The sequence below is a fragment of the Aeromonas sp. 2HA2 genome (assembly GCF_029237345.1).
Lineage (GTDB): Bacteria > Pseudomonadota > Gammaproteobacteria > Enterobacterales > Aeromonadaceae > Aeromonas > Aeromonas salmonicida.
The window spans coordinates 531598-550739 of record NZ_JAACGB010000002.1; the positions used below are offsets into that span (position 1 = coordinate 531598).

Here is a 19142-nt window from a genome sequence, read left to right on the forward strand (position 1 = left end):
TGAGTCACCCCCTTGTTTTTCTCTTTTCATGAAATTAATTCTCTGCTGTTCCGGTTCTATTGCAGGTACCCCGCCACGACACTGAGCGGGGTCATCACACTCAACAGCACAAGGATCACGAACATGAACGTTAAAAAAAGCACAGCGATCGCCTCCGCCATGACAGGTCTGCTGGCACTGGGTGCCCAGTTCATCGCGGCGCCAGCCATGGCTGCCGAGGAAAAGGAGAAGTGCTACGGTGTGGTCAAGGCCAGCAAGAATGACTGTGCGACCAAGAGCAATTCCTGCGCCGGGACCGCCAAGGAAAATGCCCAGGGCGATGCTTTTGTGGTGATGCCCAAAGGGCTGTGCGAGAAGCTGGTGGGCGGTTCGCTGCAACCCAAGTAAGAGACATCGGGCAGGGGATGGCCAAGGGGCCGCCCCCTGTATCCTCTCTGATTGGCGAAAGCGAGTCTTGCGATGAACCCTTTGATTGGTATCGGATTACGCACTCCCCATTACGACGGGATCCGGCAAACCCTGCCGGCAGTCGGTTGGCTGGAGGTGCACAGTGAAAATTACTTCGAGCCGCACAGCCAGGGCTTTCAGGTGCTGAGTGAGTTGGCGCAACACTACCCCGTCAGTCTGCACGGCGTTGGCATGTCCCTCGGCTCGGCCGACCCGCTCGATCAGCGCCACCTGCAACAGTTGTCATCATTGGCAGCGGCGATCAAGCCGGTACGGATCTCCGAACATCTGAGCTGGGGCAGCATTGGCGGACGCTACTTCAACGACCTGCTGCCTGTACCCTATACCCGTCAATCCCTTCGCAACATGAGTGACAAGATCCAGCAGGTACAACAGACCCTGGGCTGCCGGTTGCTGATGGAAAATCCCTCCTCCTATCTGCAACTGGCAGGGGAGATGAGCGAATGGGAATTTTTGGCCGAGCTGCAGCAACGCAGCGGTTGCGGCATCTTGCTCGACCTCAACAATCTCTACGTCAGTGCCTTCAACCACGGTTTCTCTTGCGATGACTATCTGGCGACGATCGATCTCGCCACCGTCGGGGAAATCCATCTGGCTGGTTATACGGAGAAACAGCTGCCCGAAGGTGCCCTCTATATCGACACCCACAGCGCCCCTGTGGTGGAGCCGGTCTGGGAACTCTATCGCCAGATCTGCCGCAAGCAGGCCATCCCCACCCTGATTGAGTGGGATCTCGAGATCCCCCCGCTGCCGGTCTTGCTGGCCGAAGCTGAGCAGGCCAGCGCCATTCTGGATGAGGCGCAAGCTGCAAACATGGTTCGGGAGCTAGCCCATGGTTGAACTGGCACAGCTGCAACGGCACTTTGCCGATGGTCTGCTGGGAGAGTCTGCCGCGATTGCCCCCCACATCAGCTCCCGGCTCTTTCCTGCCGAATCGGTGCTGCAGGTCTATCGCAACCACTTCATCCTGAGTCTTGGCGAGGTGCTGGCGAGCAGCTATCCCGCCGTCAAGGCCATGGTGGGAGACGAATTTTTCGTGGCAGCGGCCCGTGGTTTCGTGCTGGACGAGCCGCTACAGGAAGGGAGCGTCATGCACTATGGCGCCGGTTTTGGTCAGTGGCTGGCCCGCTTGCCAACTACGGCCGAGTTACCCTGGCTGGAGGCGCTGGCGCAGTTCGAGTGGCAGCTTGAGCGTGCCAGTCTGCTGCCGCTGGAGTCCCGCTGCTGGCCAGCCGAACGTCTGACCGGATTATCGCCGCCACAATGGGAGCGACTGCGGCTGTTGCCTGCCACGGATCTGCTGCTGGTTGCCAGCGACTATCCGGTGCTGGCCCTGTGGCAGATGGCGCTGCACGGTGGGGAGGCGGTGGGGGATCTCTGTGCCCCTGTCTGGCTGGTACTGAAGAAGCAGCCGGATTATCGGGTCACGCCGTTGCCTTTAGAAGCAGGTGAGTGGGCGCTGCTGCAAGGCTGCCTGGAAGGCAGACCCTTGGCCACCCTGCTGGCAACCGATCCCGGGGCGAGTGATCATCTCACCCGCTTGGTAATGCTTGGTCTCTTGGTCGATGTGGAGGTGATGCCATGATGGGAAACAAATGGCTGGCGCTGGCCAGCTCGAGTAGCGATCTGCCGCGCTGGATGAGCGGTGCCGTCTTGCTGCTGGCGAGGCTCTGGGTCGCCTCGGTCTTTATCACTTCAGGCTGGCTCAAGCTGACGGCGTGGGATTCAACCCTCTATCTATTTGAATTCGAGTATCAGGTGCCCCTGCTGCCCTGGTTGTGGGCCGCCTATCTGGGGACGGCGACCGAGTTGCTGCTTCCCCTGTTTCTGCTGGCAGGCCTCTTTACCCGTCCGGCCGCTCTGCTGCTGTTTGGCTTCAATATCATGGCGGTGATCTCCTATCCAACCCTCTGGGCGGGCGGCTTTTACGATCATCAGCTGTGGGGCGGGATGCTGCTGATCCTGACCATCTGGGGCGGCGGTGTGCTGAGCCTTGATCATTGGCTGACAGGCCGCCGCCGGTGATGAGTCTCAGATATCTTCCGATGACAAAGGGTGTCTGATGCTGCTATTTGTCATGATGATGAACAGTCAGGGCTATTGGCCTTGTCCTCAATGGAGAGAGCAATGATTATTCGTCAGGCAGATATGGCCGATATTCCCGCCTTGGTGAGTTTGCGCATGGGGCTGTTTTGCGAGGTGGGGGAGTTGGCCGAGCCGCTGGCCGATCTGGATCTCTGGCAGGCGACCACCGCCTATTTCAGTGCGGGGCAGGCTGATGGCAGTGCGCGCTCCTGGGTGGCGGAGGTCGGGGGAGAGGTGGTGGCGAGTGGCACCCTGGCCCTGTTTGTGCGACCACCCTATCCTGGCAATGTGTCGGGGAAGGAGGCCTATCTGCTCAATATGTATACACTGCCAGCCCATCGCAAGCAGGGCATGGCCAGCGCCCTGCTCGATGCCATGGTGGCCCATGCCAGCGCCGAGCAACTGGGTCGGGTGTGGCTGCATGCCAGTGAGCAGGGGCGTCCCCTGTATGAACGCATTGGTTTTATGGCCAATCCAGCCTGTCTGGAGTGGCAACCAGCGGTGTGACTCCGAGCGATGCGAAACTGATCCAACACGGGCAGATATTCGTACCAATCGTCCAGCGCGCCTGCTCTCTACGTTGTGTTTCTTTTCATGGATGGCAAGAAGATAACCGGGCGAGCGCCGGCAGTAAAACGTCGGTCAAAGTCTGATCCGGCGATTTCGCTCAACTATGATCAGCCTCATCAGGCTCGTACTCGCCCACATTGACGGCGGTTGTCGTTTGCGAGTTCCCACATCGTCGGTAAAGGGGTATGACATCCATGTTCAATAACAAGCTGAAGGCACAACTGCTGGCCTGCCAGACGCAACTCGGTGAGCTGCAGGGTTTTGTCGATGCCGTCAAAGGCGGGGTGGCGACCATCACCTTCACTCCGGATGGCGGTATCCTGGAGGCCAATGAGCCTTTCTTGAACCTGATGGGATACAGCGCAGCTGAACTCCAGGGTCAGCATCACAGGATGTTTTGCAGCAAGGCACTGGCTCAGTCGTCTGATTACCAGCAACTCTGGGCCCAGCTACAACAAGGCAGGGTCCAATCCGGCATTGTTCCGCGCATCAACAAGCGGGGCGAGGCGCTCTGGCTGGAGGCGAGCTACTTCCCGGTGAAGCAACAGGGGCGGGTGACCCAGGTGATCAAGATTGCCAGCGATGTGACCGAGCATCACCAGCGCCTGCTGAGTCAGGAAGCCGTCTCCAAGGCGCTTGATCGCTCCCTCGCCATGATAGAGTTCACCCCGACGGGGGAGATAGTGACCGCCAATGCCAATTTCCTGAGTTGCATGGGGTACAGCCTGTCCCAGATCAAGGGGCACAACCACAGGATGTTCTGTGATGATGCCTTCTATCGCGAACAGCCCCGTTTCTGGGAAGAGTTGGCCCAGGGGCAGTTCAAGTCAGGGCTTTTTCTGCGTCGCAACAGCCACGGTGATGACATCTGGCTGGAAGCCACTTACAACCCGGTCAGGGACGAGAGCGGCAAGGTGACCAAGGTGATCAAGCTGGCCACTGACATTACCGAGCGGGTGATCAAGAGTCATGCCATCCGTGATGCCGCCCAGGTGGCTCATGCCACGGCGCAGGAGACATTGCGCAGTGCTGAGCAGGGCGCCGATCTGCTGCGTTCCGTGGTGGAGACCTCCTCCCTTGTCAGTGAGCAGGTAGACAAGACCATACAGCTGGTCAATCAGCTCAACGAGCAATCCAAGAGCATCGAAGCCATCGTCTCCACCATCAGCAGCATCGCCGACCAGACCAACCTGCTGGCACTCAATGCGGCCATCGAAGCGGCTCGCGCCGGCGATCAGGGGCGCGGGTTTGCCGTGGTGGCCGATGAAGTGCGCCAGCTCGCCGCTCGCACTTCCCTCTCCACCGACGAGATCGCCAAGGTGGTGCAGAAGAACCGTGAGCTGACGGCCAGGGTGACGGACGATATGGCCAGAGTGGCCAGCAGCGCCGAGCTGGGCAAGCAACAGGTCGACAAGGTCAATGAGGTGATGGTCGAGATCCGGCAGGAAGCCAACAATGTCTCGGCGACCGTATCCAGTCTGTCCATCTGACATCGGGATTCGTTCTGGACTGAATGGGTATAGTATTTCCTGCAGGCAAGATCGCCGTTACAGCTAATGGAGCAGCTCATGACCTTCAGCGGTCTACGATTATCTGAACTGATAGGTTCCCTCAGCCATGCCCTCGACATGACTGAGGGGCAACCCAGAGGGCACTGTATCCGTTGCTGCTGGATAGGTTCCCGGCTGGGGGATCAGCTCGGCCTCAATGCCGGGCAGCGCCACGACCTCTATTACACCCTGCTGCTCAAGGATCTCGGTTGCAGCAGCAATGCGGCCCGCATCTGCGAGCTCTATCTCACCGACGATCTGCACTTCAAACGCGACTTCAAGCTGGTGAATGGCTCCCTCTCCGAGGTGGTCAACTTCGTGCTGGGCCACACCGGCTTGCAGGCGGATCTGCTGGGGCGTTTTCGCAGCCTGTTTCACATCTTTCGCAACGGCGATCAGATTGCCAACGAGCTGATCCAGACCCGCTGCCACCGTGGCGCCGATATCGCTCGCCAGCTGCGCTTCAGTGACGAGGTGGCCGGTGGCATTCTCTCTCTCGACGAGCACTGGAATGGCAAGGGCCGGCCGCTGCAGCTGGCCGGTGAGGCGATCCCGCTTTTCTCCCGCATCGCCCTGCTCTGTCAGGTGGTGGATGTGTTTCATGCCGCAGCAGGGCCGGAAGCGGCGCTCAAAGAGGTGCGCGAGCGCAGCGGCAGCTGGTTTGATCCCGAGCTGGTCAGGCAGTTTGAAGCCATGGCCGATGAGCCCTTCTGGCAAGGGCTGGCGGATCCCCAGCTGGCTGAGTGGGTATTTATCCATCCGGCCGGGCAGGGGGAAGTGGCGCTCGATGAAGATTATCTGGACGAGATTGCCGCCGCCTTCGGTCAGGTGGTCGACTCCAAGAGTCCCTACACCGCCGGTCACAGCGGCCGGGTGGCACTCTATACCGACATCCTCGCCACCCAGATGGGGATCCCTGAGCCACGGCGGCGCTGGCTCAAGCGGGGTGCCCTGCTGCACGATGTGGGCAAGCTTGGGGTGAGCAACGCCATCCTCGACAAACCGGGCAAGCTTGATGCGCAGGAGTGGGCGGCGGTGCAGATGCATGCAGCCTATACCGAGGAGATCCTGAGCCGGATCGGTGCCTTCAAGGAGCTGGCCCAGGTGGCGGGGGCTCATCATGAGCGGCTCGACGGCAAGGGCTATCCCAAGGGGCTAAAGGCAGAGGAGATTGCCCTTGAGACCCGCATCATCACCACGGCCGACATCTTCGATGCCATCACCGCCAAGCGTCCCTACCGTGGTGCCATTCCCGTGCCCCAGGCGCTGGAGATGATGGCCGAGCAACTGGGATCTGCCATAGACCCCGACTGTTTTGCTGCGCTGGAGGCGGGGATCAAGGATTTCTCCATCTACCTCACGGCCGAGCAGCCGCTGGCGGATGCCAGTTAACGCTGGTTGCGTACATGGCCTGAGTGGTCAGCGCGATATGATAATGCCCCGCATTGCGGGGCGTTTTGCTATATGTGGCTCTGGCTGCGGGGCGGGTACATCACCAGCCCCAGCAGGCGGCGCAAGTGGGTGAGCTGTTCTGTGAGCTGCAGACTCAACCAGAGATAGCCGCTGATGGCGGCCTCGCCCCTGGCATCGAGTCGCACCCGGGTCGCGGCCTCCTGCAACTCGCTGATGGCCTGCTCAGCCCCTTTCAATTCGCCGCTCTTGAGCATGAGCGCCAACTGGATCATCACGGCCTCGGTCGCCTGCTGGCAGGCGCGCAGCTCGGGGGTGCTCTGCATCAGAAAGTGGCTCTGGCGATCGCTCCAGTAGGTGTTGGCCAGCATCTCCAGGGTGCAGAGGGTGTTGCGCATCGTGGTCTGGATGGCCTCGAACAGGGCGCTGCCAAGGCGGGTCTCCTTGACCGCCGGGGTCAGCAGGGGGCGCAGGCTCACCATCTTGGAGAGCAGGCGAGAGTGGCTCTGGGCCAGCCTGGGTCGCTCCAGAATATTGGGGGAGAGGTGGGTATGGTAGAGCCGGTGCGCCTGCAGCAGGGTGTCGTGCATCTGCAACCGCCAGTGGCTGTAGGCGCGCTGTGGGTAGATGCTGCAAAACAGCAGCGCCAGCAGGGAGCCCAGGATCACGTCGGCACTGCGCCACAGCGCCGTCTCTATGTCCCCCGGCATGGCCCCCATGGTGACCCCCAGGGTGATGCCGATGAGCAGCCCCACGTAGGGGCGCTTGCCGAGCGCCAGATAGCCGCACAGGAACATGATGCAGCCGCACCACACCAGGGTCAGCGGCAGGGAGTAGAGCTCCAGATAGAGGGCCACCACACCGCAACCGGCGCCGAAGATGGTGCCAACCACCCGTTGCAGGGCCCGTGACAGCACGTTTCCCCAGAACGAGATGGGGCCCATCACCACCACCAGCGTGATCAGCGGCCAGGTGCTTTCCGGCAGCTTGAGTTCGCGGGTCAGCAGAAAGGTGAGCATGAAGGCGAGCGCGATGCGCAGGCCGTGGACGATGCGATAGCGGCCATAGATCAGCAGATCGAGCCGGGAGAGCGGGGTATTCAGGCGCAAGGGACTAGCCTCGGGTCATGGGCGCAAACACCCCGCCACGCCCGGCGGGGTGCTTGCGATGTATCAGGCCACTCGTCCCTGGAGTGGGTGGATCCAGACCCGCTCGCCGACCGCGATGGCCGGCTGGGCGGGGACAATTTCAATCAGGCAGTTGGCATCGGCCATGGAGCTGAGAATGCCGGAGCCCTGCGGCCCAGTGGTACGCACTCGCAGTACGCCGCTGGCATCCTGATGGAAGACACCGCGTAGAAACTCGGTGCGGCCAGGGCGGCTTTTCATCTGCTGCTCGGCCTGCGCCGAGAGGCGCAGCGGCTGCCAGACCCGGCCCTGCAGGCGAGCGATGGCGGGCTCGACAAATTGCAGGAAGCAGACCATGGCCGCCACCGGATTGCCCGGCAGGCCGAAGAAAGGGGTAGTCCCCAGCTTGCCAAACGCCAGCGGGCGACCCGGCCGCATCTGAATGCGCCAGAAGTCGATCTGGCCAAGCTCCGCCAGCACCTGCTTGATGAAGTCGGCATTACCTACTGACACCCCACCCGAGCTCAGCACCAGATCGGCGCTGGTCGATGCCTGCTCCAATTGCTGGCGCAGTATGGCGGGATCATCCGGGATGATGCCCAGATCCATCACCTCGCAGCCGGCGGCGGCGATAAGCGCCATCAGGGTGAAGCGGTTGCTGTCGAAGATATGGCCCGGGGCCAGTGCCTCGCCCGGCGCCTGCACCTCATCCCCAGTGCTGAACAGCGCCACCTTGAGCGGGGTGCGTACCGACAGGCTGGCCTGACCCAAGGAGGCCGCCAGTCCCAGCTGGGGGGCGCCAAGGCGAGTACCGGCCACAATGGCGACCGCGCCCCTGGCGAGATCCTCCCCGGCCTGGCGCACGTTCTGCCCCGCCTTGATGGGGACGCTCACCGTGACCCACTCTCCCTCTATCTTTGTCTCCTCCCGCATCACGACCGTATCGACGCCGGGGGGCAGAGGCGCGCCCGTCATGATCTGCACCGCCTGACCGGCCAGCACAGGCTCATGGTGTTGCTGGCCCGCCAGCACTTCACCCACCAGTTGCCAGCGACCGGCGGCGAGATCGTCGCCGCGCAGGCCAATTCCGTCCATCGCCGAATTGGCGTGGGGGGGCACATTGATGGGGCTGACCAGATCGGCCGCCAGCACGGCGCCGTGGCACTGGGCCAGCGGCTTGTCGCAGCAGGCTGTGCTGGGGGTGAGGGCAGCCAGAATGGCGCTGCGGGCCGCCTCCACCGACAGAAATCCCGTTCCCGGCACCTGTTCGGCATGCCTTGCCTTGCTCACGTAGCCGCAGACGAAGTCGGCGATGGCCGCCAGATCATTGATATTGAGCTGGGGCAAGTCGGTCTGCTGGGGCAGATCTGCCGCCAGCGCCATTATGTCGCCGTCGTCCGGGAACAACAGAGGCTTGCCGAGCTCGGTGCGATGCAGCTCTATCTTGGGGAAGTGCTCGTGTTTGAACCCTTCCACCAGCAGCAGGTCGAGCCGGGTCTGGTCGAAGCTGGCCAGCAAGGCGTGAAACGGGGGCCCGGCGTCGGGCGTCTCGACGATGCGGGCGTGACGACGGCGCGAAGCCGCCATCACCTGATCCGCCCCCGCCTTGCGCAGGCGGTAGCTGTCCTTGCCCGGCTGGTCGGTGTCAAAGTCGTGATGGGCGTGCTTGAGCACACCCAGGCGCAGACCGCGGCTTACCAGAATGGGGATGAGCTGTTCCAGCAGTGTGGTCTTGCCAGTACCGCTCCAGGCGGCAAAGCCGAGCAGGGGAAGGGTGGGGGCCGGTGTCATGATGCTGTGGCTCCTTGTCGGGGGTCGGTAGACGAGTTCAGCAGGCGCGCCTCGTAGGCGGCCAGCTCGGCCGGGCTGTTGAGGTTGATGAAGGCATCCGGCTGGTCGGCAAAGCTCACTACCGCCATCCGGTGGCGGGCGAACCAGATATCTATCTTGCGCTCACCCTCGGCCAGGGCATGGGTGAGCGACGGCAGCAGGGATTTGTGCAGCAGGGTCACCACGGGTTGCAGCCAGTCACCATCGTGGGCCACCACCAGTTCGGTATCCGGGGTGAGGGCGGTGCGAAAGCGGCTCATCAGATCATGGGGCAGGGCGGGACCATCGCAGGGGACGAACAGCACCCAGTCGTGGTGGGCGGCGGCAAGGCCGGCCTGCATGCCCGCCAGCGGGCCCAGATAGTCCGGGTTGTCGTCGCTGATGACGGGGGCCAGCGCCTGATAGCGAGTCTGACTGCGGTTGGCGTTGATCAGCACCTCATCCACCTGAGGGCGCAGCCGCTCCAAAACGTGGTCGATAAGGGGGCGTCCCGCCAGTGCTACCCAGCCCTTGTCTTCGCCCCCCATGCGGGTGGCGCGGCCACCGGCCAGGATCACGGCAGAGACGGGGAAGGCATCAGTTCTGGGTTCGCTGTTTGAGGTCATGTCGCTCGATGATTTTCAAAGGAGTGGGTTCGTGCAGCCGGCCACGGGCGAGGGTCCATTGCCGCTCGCACAGGTCGGTCAGATCGTTGCTCTGGTGGCTGATGATGACCAGGCCGCTGCCCTGTTCCCGCAGATCTTGCGCCAAGGCGGCCATCAGGGCAACCGAATGTGCATCCAGATTGGCGGTAGGTTCATCCATCAGCAGAAAGGCGGGTTGCAGCGCCCAGGCGCGGGCCATGGCCAGACGCTGGCGTTCGCCACCAGACAGTATGCTGATGTGCTCCCGCGCCAGACCCTCCAGCTCGACCCGGCGCAGCGCCTCGAACACCCGCACCTCGTCGGCGGCCTGATGGCCGAGGGCCCAGGCCACGTTGTCGTGCACGCTGCGATCGAACAGATAAGGAGTCTGGTGCAGATAGGTGACCAGACCCGGGCCGGGATCCCGTTTGATCCACTGCGCGAGTCTGGCGCGCCAGCCGCAGGCGAGGTTGGTGTGGCCCCGGGTCGGTGTCAGCAGGCCGGCCAGTATCTTGAGCAGGGTCGTCTTGCCCACCCCGTTGGCCCCGCGCAGCCAGATGGCGTCGCCCGCCGCGATGGAGAGCTGCTCTATCTGGAACAGGTTGCGCTCGCCAAAGCGCATCATCAGCTGGTGGGCGGTCAGGGCCATGTGGTACTCCAGTTGATAAACAGTGGGGGCATGGTCAGTTCTTCAGATAGCTGTGGCCGCGACAGAGATGGGGTCAGCAGCATCCGGTCAGGGATAAAAGTGCGCAGCGTCATGGTCAGTTTTTCAAATAACTGTGGCCGCGACACGCGGTCAGCAGCAGGTTGAGCAACAGCGCCAGGCTCAGCAGCACTATGCCAAGGGCAACCCCCTGGGCAAAGGCACCCTTCTGGGTTTCCAGCGCGATGGCGGTGGGGATGTTGCGGGTAAAATGCAGGATATTGCCCCCCACCATCATGGAGCAGCCCACCTCGGTGACGATGCGGCTGAAGGCGCCGATCACGGCCGCCAACAGGCCGAAGCGGCACTCGCGCATCAGCCCGAGCAGCGCCCTCGGCCAGGAGAGTCCCAGGGTGAGCGCCGTCTCCCAGGCGCGTCTGTCGCTCTGGATAAAAGCGGCGTGGGCCATGGTGGCGATGACAGGAAAGGCGATCAGCATCTGGCCCACCACCATAGCTTGTTGGGTAAAGAGCATCTTCCAGTCGCCGAAGGGGCCGGCCCGCGACAACAACATGTAGAGCAGCAGGCCGATCACCACGGTTGGCACCGATTGCAGGGTATTGATGCAGGAGAGCCAGAGCCAGCGCGCCGGGATCGGCAGATAGGCCAGCGCAAAGCCGAGCAGCAGTGCCGGCAGCAGTACCAGCAGCAGCGCGATGCAAGAGACGGAGAAGGAGACCCCCACCACCTGCCACAGTTCGGTATCGCCCCCGAACAGCAAGGCAAGCGCCGCCAGCGTTGTATCCAGCAGAGTCGGCATCAGGCGCTTCCCCTATAGTGCGGGGCGAGAGCCATCCATGTGATCGTATGGAATAAAGGCTGCATTATTTCCCGTTGGCATCGGCCACAAACAGCGCCTGGCCTGCCACCTTGAAGTCACCGATAAGCGTCTGGCCGTGCTCGGAGACCAGCCAGTTCTTCAGGGTGCGCGCCCCTTCGGTGTTGAGATCCGGGTAGCGCTTGGGGTTGACCAGAATCACCTGATAGGGGTTGAACAGACGTTTGTCGCCTTCCAGCAGCACGGCGAGATCCAGCTTGCTCTGATAGGCGAGCCAGGTGCCGCGGTCGGTCAGGGTATAGGCGCCAAGCTCGGAGGCCATGGTCAGGGTCGGGCCCATGCCCTGGCCGATGGACTTGTAGCCGGCAAACTCGGGTTTGACGTCGGCCGCCTGCCACAGTGTCTTCTCCTTGATGTGGGTGCCGGACTCGTCCCCGCGGGAGATAAAGGTCTGCTTCTTATCCTTAATTGCCTGCAGCGCCTTGGCGGCGTCATGCAGCTTGCCTAGGCCAGCGGGATCCTGGCTCGGGCCGACGATGACGAAGTCGTTGTACATCAGGTGCACCGGCTCTATGCCAAAGCCTGCGTCAACAAAGGCTTTTTCGGCAGACGGAGCGTGGGTCATCACCAGATCCGCGTCGCCGTTCTCACCCATCTTCAGGCTCTGGCCAGTACCGGCCGCCATCACCTGTACCGGATAACCTGTCTCCTTGGTGAACTGGGGCAGCAGCCAGCCCAGCAGGCCGGACTGCTCCGTGCTGGTGGTGGTGGCGAGGCGAATGGGCGCCTTGGCGCTCTCGGCGTGGCTGGCGGTACTCAGCAAGGGGAGGCTCAGCAGCAGGGCGGTCGAGAGGGCAAGGGCAAGACGTTGGTGCACGGTTCCTGTGATCATGATGTTCATCGTATCCGGGTGATGGGGAGAGGGCAGGACTAAGCAAGCAGGGTGCCAAGCTGGCCGCACACTGCCAGCAGCGCGGTTTTTAATGTTAAAACAGTCGGTTAACGGGGTTAATTGCGTGATGGCCTCGTCGCTTTTAATAAAGGAGGTTGGCACTCTGGGCCGGTTAGCGACAAAATGTCCCACAGTTTATAAGGTCGGTGGGACAATCCCGGAACCTTGTCGAATCTGAGGTACTTTTTTCATGACTGCACCCGCCAGCCGTTGGTCTGCCCTCTCTCTGCTCATCGTCGATGACGAGCCCGGCATGCGCAGCTTTCTGGCCAAGGCGCTGGCCAGGCGCTTCGCCCAGATAGAGACAGCCGCCAGCGTGGAGGAGGCGGAAGCCCTGCGCTGCCGCCTGCATTTCGATCTCATCATCGCCGATATCCGCCTGCCGGGGCGCTCCGGCATCGAGTGGCACGAGGCTATCGACCCCTCTACCCGGCGCAGCGACATCATCTTCATGACCGGTTTTGGCGACATGGATACCGCCCTCAAGGCGCTGCGGCTCGGTGCCAGCGACTTTATCCTCAAGCCCTTCAACCTGGATCAGATGGTGCAGGCGGTGGACCGAGTGATAGAGCGCCGCCAGATGGAGCGGGAGAACCTGCTGCTGCGCCGGGAGGTGAGCAAGCTGTTCCCGCCCACCCTGATAGGCGACAGCGCCAAGACCCGCGAGCTCAAGACGCTCATCGCCAGAGTGGCGCCCTCCAACGCCGCCGTACTGGTGGAGGGGGAGTCCGGCACCGGCAAGGAGCTGGTGGCCCGCGCCCTGCATCAACTCTCCGGCCGTATGGGGGCCTTTGTGCCGCTCAACTGTGCCTCCATCGCCCCCGAGCTGCTGGAAAGCGAACTGTTCGGCCACGTGCAGGGGGCCTTCACCGGTGCCCGCAAGGGGCGTGACGGCCTGTTCCGGGTCGCCCACCAGGGCACCCTCTTTCTGGACGAGATAGGCGAGATGCCGCTCGCCATGCAATCGTCCCTGCTGCGGGTGCTGGAGCAAAAAGCCATCCGCCCGGTCGGCGCTGAACGAGAATTGTCGGTGGATGTGCGCATCGTCGCCGCCACCAACCGCAACCTCAAAGCCGAGGTGGAGGCGGGCCGCTTTCGGGAAGATCTCTTCTACCGGCTCAACGTGGTGGCGCTGCCGGTGGCGCCCCTGCGGGATCGCGTCGACGACATCCCGGCCTTGGTGCACCACTTCACCCGCCAGCTCACCGCCGAGATGGGGATGGGCTCGCTTAGCTGGACCCACGAGGACGTGGTGGCCATGCAGGCCTATCCCTGGCCCGGCAACGTGCGCGAGCTGCGCAACCTGATCGAGCGCTGCCTGCTGCTGGGTAAGCCCCCCGCCGACTACTGGCAGAGCAGCAAGGCGGAAGATAAGGGGGCGAGCGAGGAGGGCTATCCGCTGGCATGGCCGCTGGCCGAGGTGGAGAAGGCCCATATCCTGCAGGTGGTGGCGAGCCATGATGGCAACAAATCCGCCGCCTCCCGGGTGCTGGGGGTGGCGCGCAAGACCCTGGAGCGCAAGTTCAAGGAGTGGGCCATCGAATGACAACCCGCAACCGGATGGCACCGCTATGACCCTGCTGCCGCGCTGGCTCAAGACCAAGGTACGCTGGCGTCTGCTGCTGCTCACCTCGGTGCCCATCATGCTGACCCTGGTGGGCATGATGGGGCTGACGCTTTACTGGACCCTCACCTACAGCTGGCAGAACCTGCTCACCAATGTGCGCGGCGACCTCGGGGTGGCCCACCATGCGGTGAGCGTGCAGCAGCAGCGTCAGGCGGAGCATCTGGAACACCTGCGCGATGCCTGGGCTTTTCAGCTGAGACTGCGCGAGACGCCCGATGAGTTGCAGCAGTGGGTGAAGCCACTGGCGGCCAACTATGACCTCGACTTTCTGCGCTTGCGCAGTGGCGCCGAACTGGATCAGTTGACGGCCCGGGAGCGCGCCACCCTCGGCGCCGGGCGCAGCATCAGCCATTTCGTGGTCTGGTCTCGTGAGGAGTTGCAGGCCCTCTCGCCCGCCCTTGCCAGCCGCGCCGTGTTGGACAGGGAACAGACAGCCGCCACGGTTCATGAGACACGGGGGCTTGTCAGCCTCTCCCTGACCCCTGTCATGGGGCGGGATGGATCGCTCTGGGCCGTGCTGGAAGGGGGTGAGCTTATCAACGGCAGCACCCGACTGGTGGATGAGCTCAAGCGCCAGGTGTTTGCCAAAAACACCCTGCCAGAGGGGAGCTTAGGGACCGTCACCCTGTTTCTCGATGATCTGCGGGTGAGCACCAATGTGCCGGTCAGCAGCAGCCGTCAGGTGGGCCGAGCCGTGGGCACCCGTGTCTCGGCGCCGGTGCGGGAACAGGTGCTGGGGAGGGGGGAGCTCTGGATCGATCGCGCCTTCGTCCACGATGCCTGGTATGTCTCCGGTTACGAGCCCCTGCTCGGGGCTGGCGGCGAGCGCATCGGTATGCTCTACGTCGGCTTTCTGGAGTGGCCCATCATTCGCACCTACCTCACCAATCTGCTGGAGCTGGGCTCAGGCGTGGTGCTGCTCTTGCTGCTCTCGGGCCTACTGGTCTATCGCGGCGCGCGGGATCTCTTCACCCCCATAGAGCGGATGCACAAGGTGGTGCGTCAGGTGCAATATGGCAAATCGGCCAGGGTAGGGCAGTTGGCTTTGGATCCCGACCACGAGCTGGCCCAGTTGGGTCGCCAGTTTGACGCCATGCTGGACCGGCAGGATGCCCATCGCCAGCAGATGGCCCGCAGCGCCGACGAGCTGGAGCAAAAGGTGGCCGAGCGCACCTTGAGCCTCAAGCAGAAGACGGCCGAGCTTGAACACCACATCCATATGCTGACCCAGGCGCGCCAGCAACTGCTTATCAGCGAGAAACTGGCGGCCCTCGGCGAGCTGTGCGCCGGTGTGGCCCACGAGATCAATAACCCGCTGGCGGTGATCCTCGGGAATGTGGAGCTGATGAAACTGGAGCTGGGGGAGGCCGCCACCCCCGTCAGCGAGGAGCTGGCGCTGGTGCTGGCACAGATCGAGCGCATTCGCGCCATCACCCGCAGCCTGTTGCAATATTCGCGCCCCGGCGACTACGAGACGGCGCCCGTCTGGCAGCACCTCACCCCCATCATCGAAGAGAGCCTGACCCTGGTGCGCTCCGCCCTGCGCCAGCAACAGGTGAACCTGGTAGCCGATCTGCAGGCCCAGCAACCCATAGAGGCGGATCGCCAGCAGTTGCTGCAGGTGCTGATAAACCTCTTGGTCAACGCCAGTCACGCGCTGGGGGAGCAGGGAGAGATCCGGGTCGAGAGTCGCGACTGGTTCGACGAGGCGGGAGGACTGCAAGGGGCAGAGGTGCGGGTCATCGACAATGGCAGCGGCATAGACGCCGCCATCATGGACAAAATCTTCGACCCCTTCTTCACCACCCGCGCCACAGGCACGGGGCTGGGGCTGGCCCTCAGTCATCGCATCATCAGCCGCTGGGGCGGGGAGCTGGTGGTGGCCTCCACCCTGGGGAAAGGAAGCTGCTTTACCATACGGCTGCTCAGCCGCGCCCGCCTGCCCGCTGGCAGCGAGCCCCGTCAGCTGGAGGGGTGGCGTATTGCGCTGGGGGCCGAGGGGCGTGAGTCTGGCACGGCGGTGCATGAGCCTGACTCGGCAGCGCATGAGTCACGGCAAGGGTAAGCATCGGCCCAATCATTAGAGCCGGTGGTAATAAAACAGACGGGCCTGCCAGGGTGGCAGGCCCGTGCTTGTCAGGGCTGTCGGCACAAAGAGAGGGCTAGCCGCTTTCGCTACTGGGGGCTCCACACCAGCTTGCCGCTCTGGGTCAGGTCATAGCCGCCGAGGCGGGCCGCCAGCTCGCGCCCCTCGGGGGATTGCAGCCAGCCGATCAGCTGTTGTAGCAGGGTGCGAAAGAAGACCCCCTGCGGCATCACCAGATCGAAACACTCCTGCGACAAGGGCATAAAGCCGAGGCCAAACTCGGTGGCGGTGCTCTGGGCGCCGGGCCCGACATCCGCATCGCCACGGCTGATGGCAGCGGCCAGCTCCCGCTCGCTGTTGACCTCGAGGGTGCGCTCCAGCCGGGTCAGCGACTCCCCCTGGGTTTGCAGCCACTCCTGCAGGGCGCGCTGGCTGCCAGCGCCTTCCTGACGCATGGCCCAGCGCCAGTCGAGTGCCTCTTTCGCCTCCTTGGGTTGCAGCCCCTGGCGCAGCACCAGCCCCTGCACCCGCCTAAATCCATGAACGATCACCCATTGCCGGTGGCCCTGATACTGCTGCACCAGCGCCGGGTGGCGCAGGTGCGCCTCCTCGGCCTGCCCCCAGTGGATGGCGCACAGATCCACATGGCCGCGCGCCAGCATCGCCAGCCCCTGACGGGTGCCGCACGGGGTGTAGCCCACCAGTGCCTGGGTGCCGAGCTGCTGGGCCAAACGGCTGCTGGCGTAGTGGAGCAGCACATCGTCAGAGCCCGCCAGCAGCAGCCGGTCGTTCATCACCCCCTCGTGGCAGCTGCCGAGCAGCCAGCGATCGAGCAGGGAGCGGGGAAACAGCCACTTGCCGGTCGCCTTGGTGGCGGGGATGCGCGCCTCGTTGGCGAGCTGGTAGACCTTCTTCTCGTTGAGATCGAGGTACTCGGCCACCTGCTTCACATTCATAAACTCGTTCATGGCTTGTTCCTGACCTCTGTGGTGGCGTGTTCGAGATACAGAGCGATCTGTTCGGCACTCATAAATTCATTCATGGCTTGCGCTTGACCCTTTGGTGGCGTGGTCGAGATACAGAGCGATCTGCTTGGCACTCATAAACTCATTCATGGCTTAATCCCGCATCCCGCATCCCGCGACCAGCTGGACTGGGCGCCAGCACTGGCGGCTTCTCGTCCAGCTCCAGCTGGTCGTGGCCGCTAAAGACCTCGAAGTGGCGCCCCTTGGCGCGGGCAATCATGGTGATGCCGAGCTGGCGGGCGAGATCCAGTCCCATCTGGGTGACACCGGAGCGCGACAGCAGCACCGGAATGCCCATCTGCGCCACCTTGATCACCATCTCCGAGGTGAGCCGCCCTGTGGTGTAGAAGATCTTGTCGGCACCGCTCTCACCACTCATCCAGAGCTCACCGGCCAGGGTATCCACCGCATTGTGGCGCCCCACGTCCTCGACAAAGGAGAGGATCTCCGCGCCGCGACAGATGGCGCAGCCATGGACGGCCCCCGCCATCTTGTAGGTTTCGTTATGGGCCGACAGCGCCTTGAGCAGGGCGTAGAGGGTGCTCTGTTTAAGCTCGGGCGCTGCCAATACCACCCCTTCGAGCTTCTTCATCACGCTGCCATACATGGTGCCCTGACCGCAGCCTGAGGTGACCGTCTTCTTCTCCAGAGACTCGTCGAGATCGGCGGCCTGCTGGCTGCTCACCACGGCGGCGGCCTCGCTCTCCCAGTCGACGATGACCGACTCGATGGCCGCAATATCCTCGATAAAGCCCTGATTTTTCAGATAACCCAGCACCAGCGCCTCGGGGCGGGCCCCCAGCGTCATCAGGGTTACTATCTCCTTCCAGTTGAGGTAGACCGTCAGTGGCCGCTCACAGGCGATTTGGCGGGTTTGCATCGTGCCTTGCTCATCCATCACCTCGACGGCCATGGTGAGCTGGGCGGCAGCATTGCTTTTGATAAAGGTCGGTGTCATGGGCCCCTCGCGACCGGTTGCCGGGATCTAAGGTGAGGGATACAGCAATTTTTGTTCCAGATTGTGCAGGATATACGAAGTGAATATGGATGTATTTAATAAAAGAACTGTTCGTAATGGGTTGATTTATTACTTGTTTAATACCAACTAAGTGGTATAACGATTTCCTGGGCTTTATATTTTATGGAGATAAATATGGAAATGAAGTTATGTCGAATTTGTTGGAATACAGCAGGTTGGAGGCGACCAACAGGGGAGGCAGCAGAGTTAGAAACTGGGGATAGTTATGTCGCCCAGCATGGATATGGGCATGAAGAATGGCTATTTAATTATGAGTGGATGATAGATGGATTTAGGTATGGATTTGTTCAGCCAATAGGGAAGTTTCATGCCAGATATGCAGGTGAAACAACATCTCTTTGTCTTTATACAATTACTCCAGATAGAACCAGGTTGATAGTGGGTGTGATACATAAAGCCTATATCCCTACACTTTATGAAACACAAGAAATATATAATGAGTTTGAGCGTCGCGGTTGGATTAAACAGATGAGAGAAGACTGCGAAGTCTTAAATGTTGGGCCTTTTAATTCGGATGGTATAAACGAAGGTGGTGTTATAAATATAAGGTTTAAGCCTGAAGATGTAGAGTTTTTTGATCCTATGTTAACCGTTGATTCAGAACATACTATTTCTCGAAATTATCGATACCATCCTTTTAATTGGGATGGGGAAATATCGTCTGTAGTGGATCTTATAGAAAGTAATTTAAATAATGGTAGCAAACGTTCAGAACAATCTAGAATGCGTTCAGCTCAAGCAGGAGCCCAGTATGATCCAACACATGTCCGTCTCCAAAATAGAGTTTATGATATTTTAACTTCCCATTTCGGAGATGAAAATGTTTTTTATGAGAGGGATTATGTTGATCTTTCAGTTGACATGTCTAACAAATTTATTTTAATCGAAATAAAGACGGCATCAACAGCGAAACGCTGCATTAGAGAAGCAATTGGGCAGTTATTAGAGTATGCACATTATTACGGCAAAGATAAAAGCTATGAGTTAGTCGTTATGGGTGATGCTCCTTTGACGAAGGAAAGTGAAATTTATCTTTCATTTTTGCAGAATAAATATAACATACCCTTGTTTTATAGCCAATATACTTGGCAGGAGAACTTATTGATAGGTTGGGGAGAAAATATAAATCTCGTATGTTGAGCCAAAGCGTAGGTTGGTGCAGAGCGAAGTGAAGCCCAACGTTTACCGCGAGCAATATCCAAAGGCAATAATCGGATAATTTGGTCTTATTTGATTATTGCCATCCCCTCGATTAGACGCTGGCGG

At 61.3% G+C, this 19142-nt stretch carries 18 protein-coding genes; 10 read left to right on the forward strand and 8 right to left on the reverse strand.

Going from position 1 to position 19142, the window contains the following annotated elements:
- Window positions 1-123 precede the first annotated feature (123 nt).
- The 7 genes from GWQ29_RS05845 (at window position 124) to GWQ29_RS05875 (ending at window position 6065) form a co-directional block, all read left to right on the forward strand.
- Window positions 124-387, forward strand: coding sequence for a DUF2282 domain-containing protein (locus GWQ29_RS05845; RefSeq protein ID WP_265422756.1), 264 nt, complete (start codon window positions 124-126; stop codon window positions 385-387).
- Window positions 388-459: 72 nt separating this feature from the next.
- A complete protein-coding gene (locus GWQ29_RS05850) occupies window positions 460-1308 on the forward strand; it encodes a DUF692 domain-containing protein (RefSeq protein WP_275918961.1) in 849 nt (282 codons plus the stop codon).
- Window positions 1301-2053, forward strand: coding sequence for a DNA-binding domain-containing protein (locus GWQ29_RS05855; protein ID WP_275918962.1), 753 nt, complete (start codon window positions 1301-1303; stop codon window positions 2051-2053). The genes GWQ29_RS05850 and GWQ29_RS05855 overlap by 8 nt, the downstream gene beginning before the upstream one ends.
- Window positions 2050-2493 carry a DoxX family protein gene (locus GWQ29_RS05860; RefSeq protein ID WP_265462520.1) on the forward strand — a complete coding sequence of 148 codons (444 nt, stop codon included), beginning with the start codon at window positions 2050-2052 and terminating at the stop codon, window positions 2491-2493. The genes GWQ29_RS05855 and GWQ29_RS05860 overlap by 4 nt, the downstream gene beginning before the upstream one ends.
- A 102-nt stretch (window positions 2494-2595) precedes the next feature.
- Window positions 2596-3060: a GNAT family N-acetyltransferase gene (locus GWQ29_RS05865; protein ID WP_265462519.1), complete on the forward strand. Its 465-nt coding sequence runs from the start codon at window positions 2596-2598 to the stop codon at window positions 3058-3060.
- A 257-nt stretch (window positions 3061-3317) separates the two neighbouring features.
- Window positions 3318-4613, forward strand: a complete 1296-nt coding sequence (locus GWQ29_RS05870) for a PAS domain-containing methyl-accepting chemotaxis protein (protein ID WP_059112077.1) — start codon at window positions 3318-3320, stop codon at window positions 4611-4613.
- A gap of 78 nt (window positions 4614-4691) precedes the next feature.
- Window positions 4692-6065 carry an HD-GYP domain-containing protein gene (locus GWQ29_RS05875; protein ID WP_275918963.1) on the forward strand — a complete coding sequence of 458 codons (1374 nt, stop codon included), beginning with the start codon at window positions 4692-4694 and terminating at the stop codon, window positions 6063-6065.
- A 68-nt stretch (window positions 6066-6133) separates the two neighbouring features.
- Here GWQ29_RS05875 and GWQ29_RS05880 read toward each other — a convergent pair whose 3' ends face one another.
- The 6 genes from GWQ29_RS05880 to GWQ29_RS05905 all read right to left on the reverse strand — a co-directional run bounded on the left by GWQ29_RS05880 (window position 6134) and on the right by GWQ29_RS05905 (window position 12039).
- Window positions 6134-7192: an FUSC family protein gene (locus GWQ29_RS05880; protein WP_275918964.1), complete on the reverse strand. Its 1059-nt coding sequence runs from the start codon at window positions 7190-7192 to the stop codon at window positions 6134-6136.
- 63 nt (window positions 7193-7255) lie between these two features.
- Window positions 7256-9001: a bifunctional molybdopterin-guanine dinucleotide biosynthesis adaptor protein MobB/molybdopterin molybdotransferase MoeA gene (locus GWQ29_RS05885; protein WP_275918965.1), complete on the reverse strand. Its 1746-nt coding sequence runs from the start codon at window positions 8999-9001 to the stop codon at window positions 7256-7258.
- Window positions 8998-9645, reverse strand: a complete 648-nt coding sequence (gene mobA, locus GWQ29_RS05890; RefSeq protein ID WP_275918966.1) for a molybdenum cofactor guanylyltransferase MobA — start codon at window positions 9643-9645, stop codon at window positions 8998-9000. Before mobA ends, GWQ29_RS05885 begins: the two co-directional genes overlap by 4 nt.
- On the reverse strand, window positions 9617-10312 hold the full coding sequence (locus tag GWQ29_RS05895) for an energy-coupling factor ABC transporter ATP-binding protein (RefSeq protein ID WP_275918967.1): 696 nt from the start codon (window positions 10310-10312) through the stop codon (window positions 9617-9619). Before GWQ29_RS05895 ends, mobA begins: the two co-directional genes overlap by 29 nt.
- Before the next feature lie 115 nt (window positions 10313-10427).
- Window positions 10428-11129 (reverse strand): ABC transporter permease, encoded by a 702-nt coding sequence (locus GWQ29_RS05900; protein ID WP_125595651.1) that lies wholly within the window; start codon window positions 11127-11129, stop codon window positions 10428-10430.
- Between the two features lie 64 nt (window positions 11130-11193).
- On the reverse strand, window positions 11194-12039 hold the full coding sequence (locus GWQ29_RS05905) for a substrate-binding domain-containing protein (RefSeq protein WP_275918968.1): 846 nt from the start codon (window positions 12037-12039) through the stop codon (window positions 11194-11196).
- A 250-nt stretch (window positions 12040-12289) separates the two neighbouring features.
- On the opposite strand from GWQ29_RS05905, the gene GWQ29_RS05910 reads away from it, so the two are divergent.
- Window positions 12290-13645 (forward strand): sigma-54 dependent transcriptional regulator, encoded by a 1356-nt coding sequence (locus tag GWQ29_RS05910; RefSeq protein ID WP_099992067.1) that lies wholly within the window; start codon window positions 12290-12292, stop codon window positions 13643-13645.
- A 25-nt stretch (window positions 13646-13670) separates the two neighbouring features.
- The gene (locus GWQ29_RS05915) at window positions 13671-15791 is read left to right on the forward strand and encodes a cache domain-containing protein (RefSeq protein ID WP_275918969.1); all 2121 of its coding nucleotides are present in this window, start codon (window positions 13671-13673) and stop codon (window positions 15789-15791) included.
- Window positions 15792-15901: 110 nt separating this feature from the next.
- Here the strand turns inward: GWQ29_RS05915 and GWQ29_RS05920 are convergent, their stop codons facing one another.
- Window positions 15902-16768 (reverse strand): helix-turn-helix transcriptional regulator, encoded by an 867-nt coding sequence (locus GWQ29_RS05920; protein WP_013723539.1) that lies wholly within the window; start codon window positions 16766-16768, stop codon window positions 15902-15904.
- 151 nt (window positions 16769-16919) lie between these two features.
- Window positions 16920-17795: a formate dehydrogenase accessory sulfurtransferase FdhD gene (locus tag GWQ29_RS05925; RefSeq protein WP_275918970.1), complete on the reverse strand. Its 876-nt coding sequence runs from the start codon at window positions 17793-17795 to the stop codon at window positions 16920-16922.
- Between the two features lie 195 nt (window positions 17796-17990).
- On the opposite strand from GWQ29_RS05925, the gene GWQ29_RS05930 reads away from it, so the two are divergent.
- Complete coding sequence (locus GWQ29_RS05930) at window positions 17991-19016, forward strand: hypothetical protein (protein ID WP_275918971.1); 1026 nt, start codon at window positions 17991-17993, stop codon at window positions 19014-19016.
- Window positions 19017-19142 lie beyond the last annotated feature (126 nt).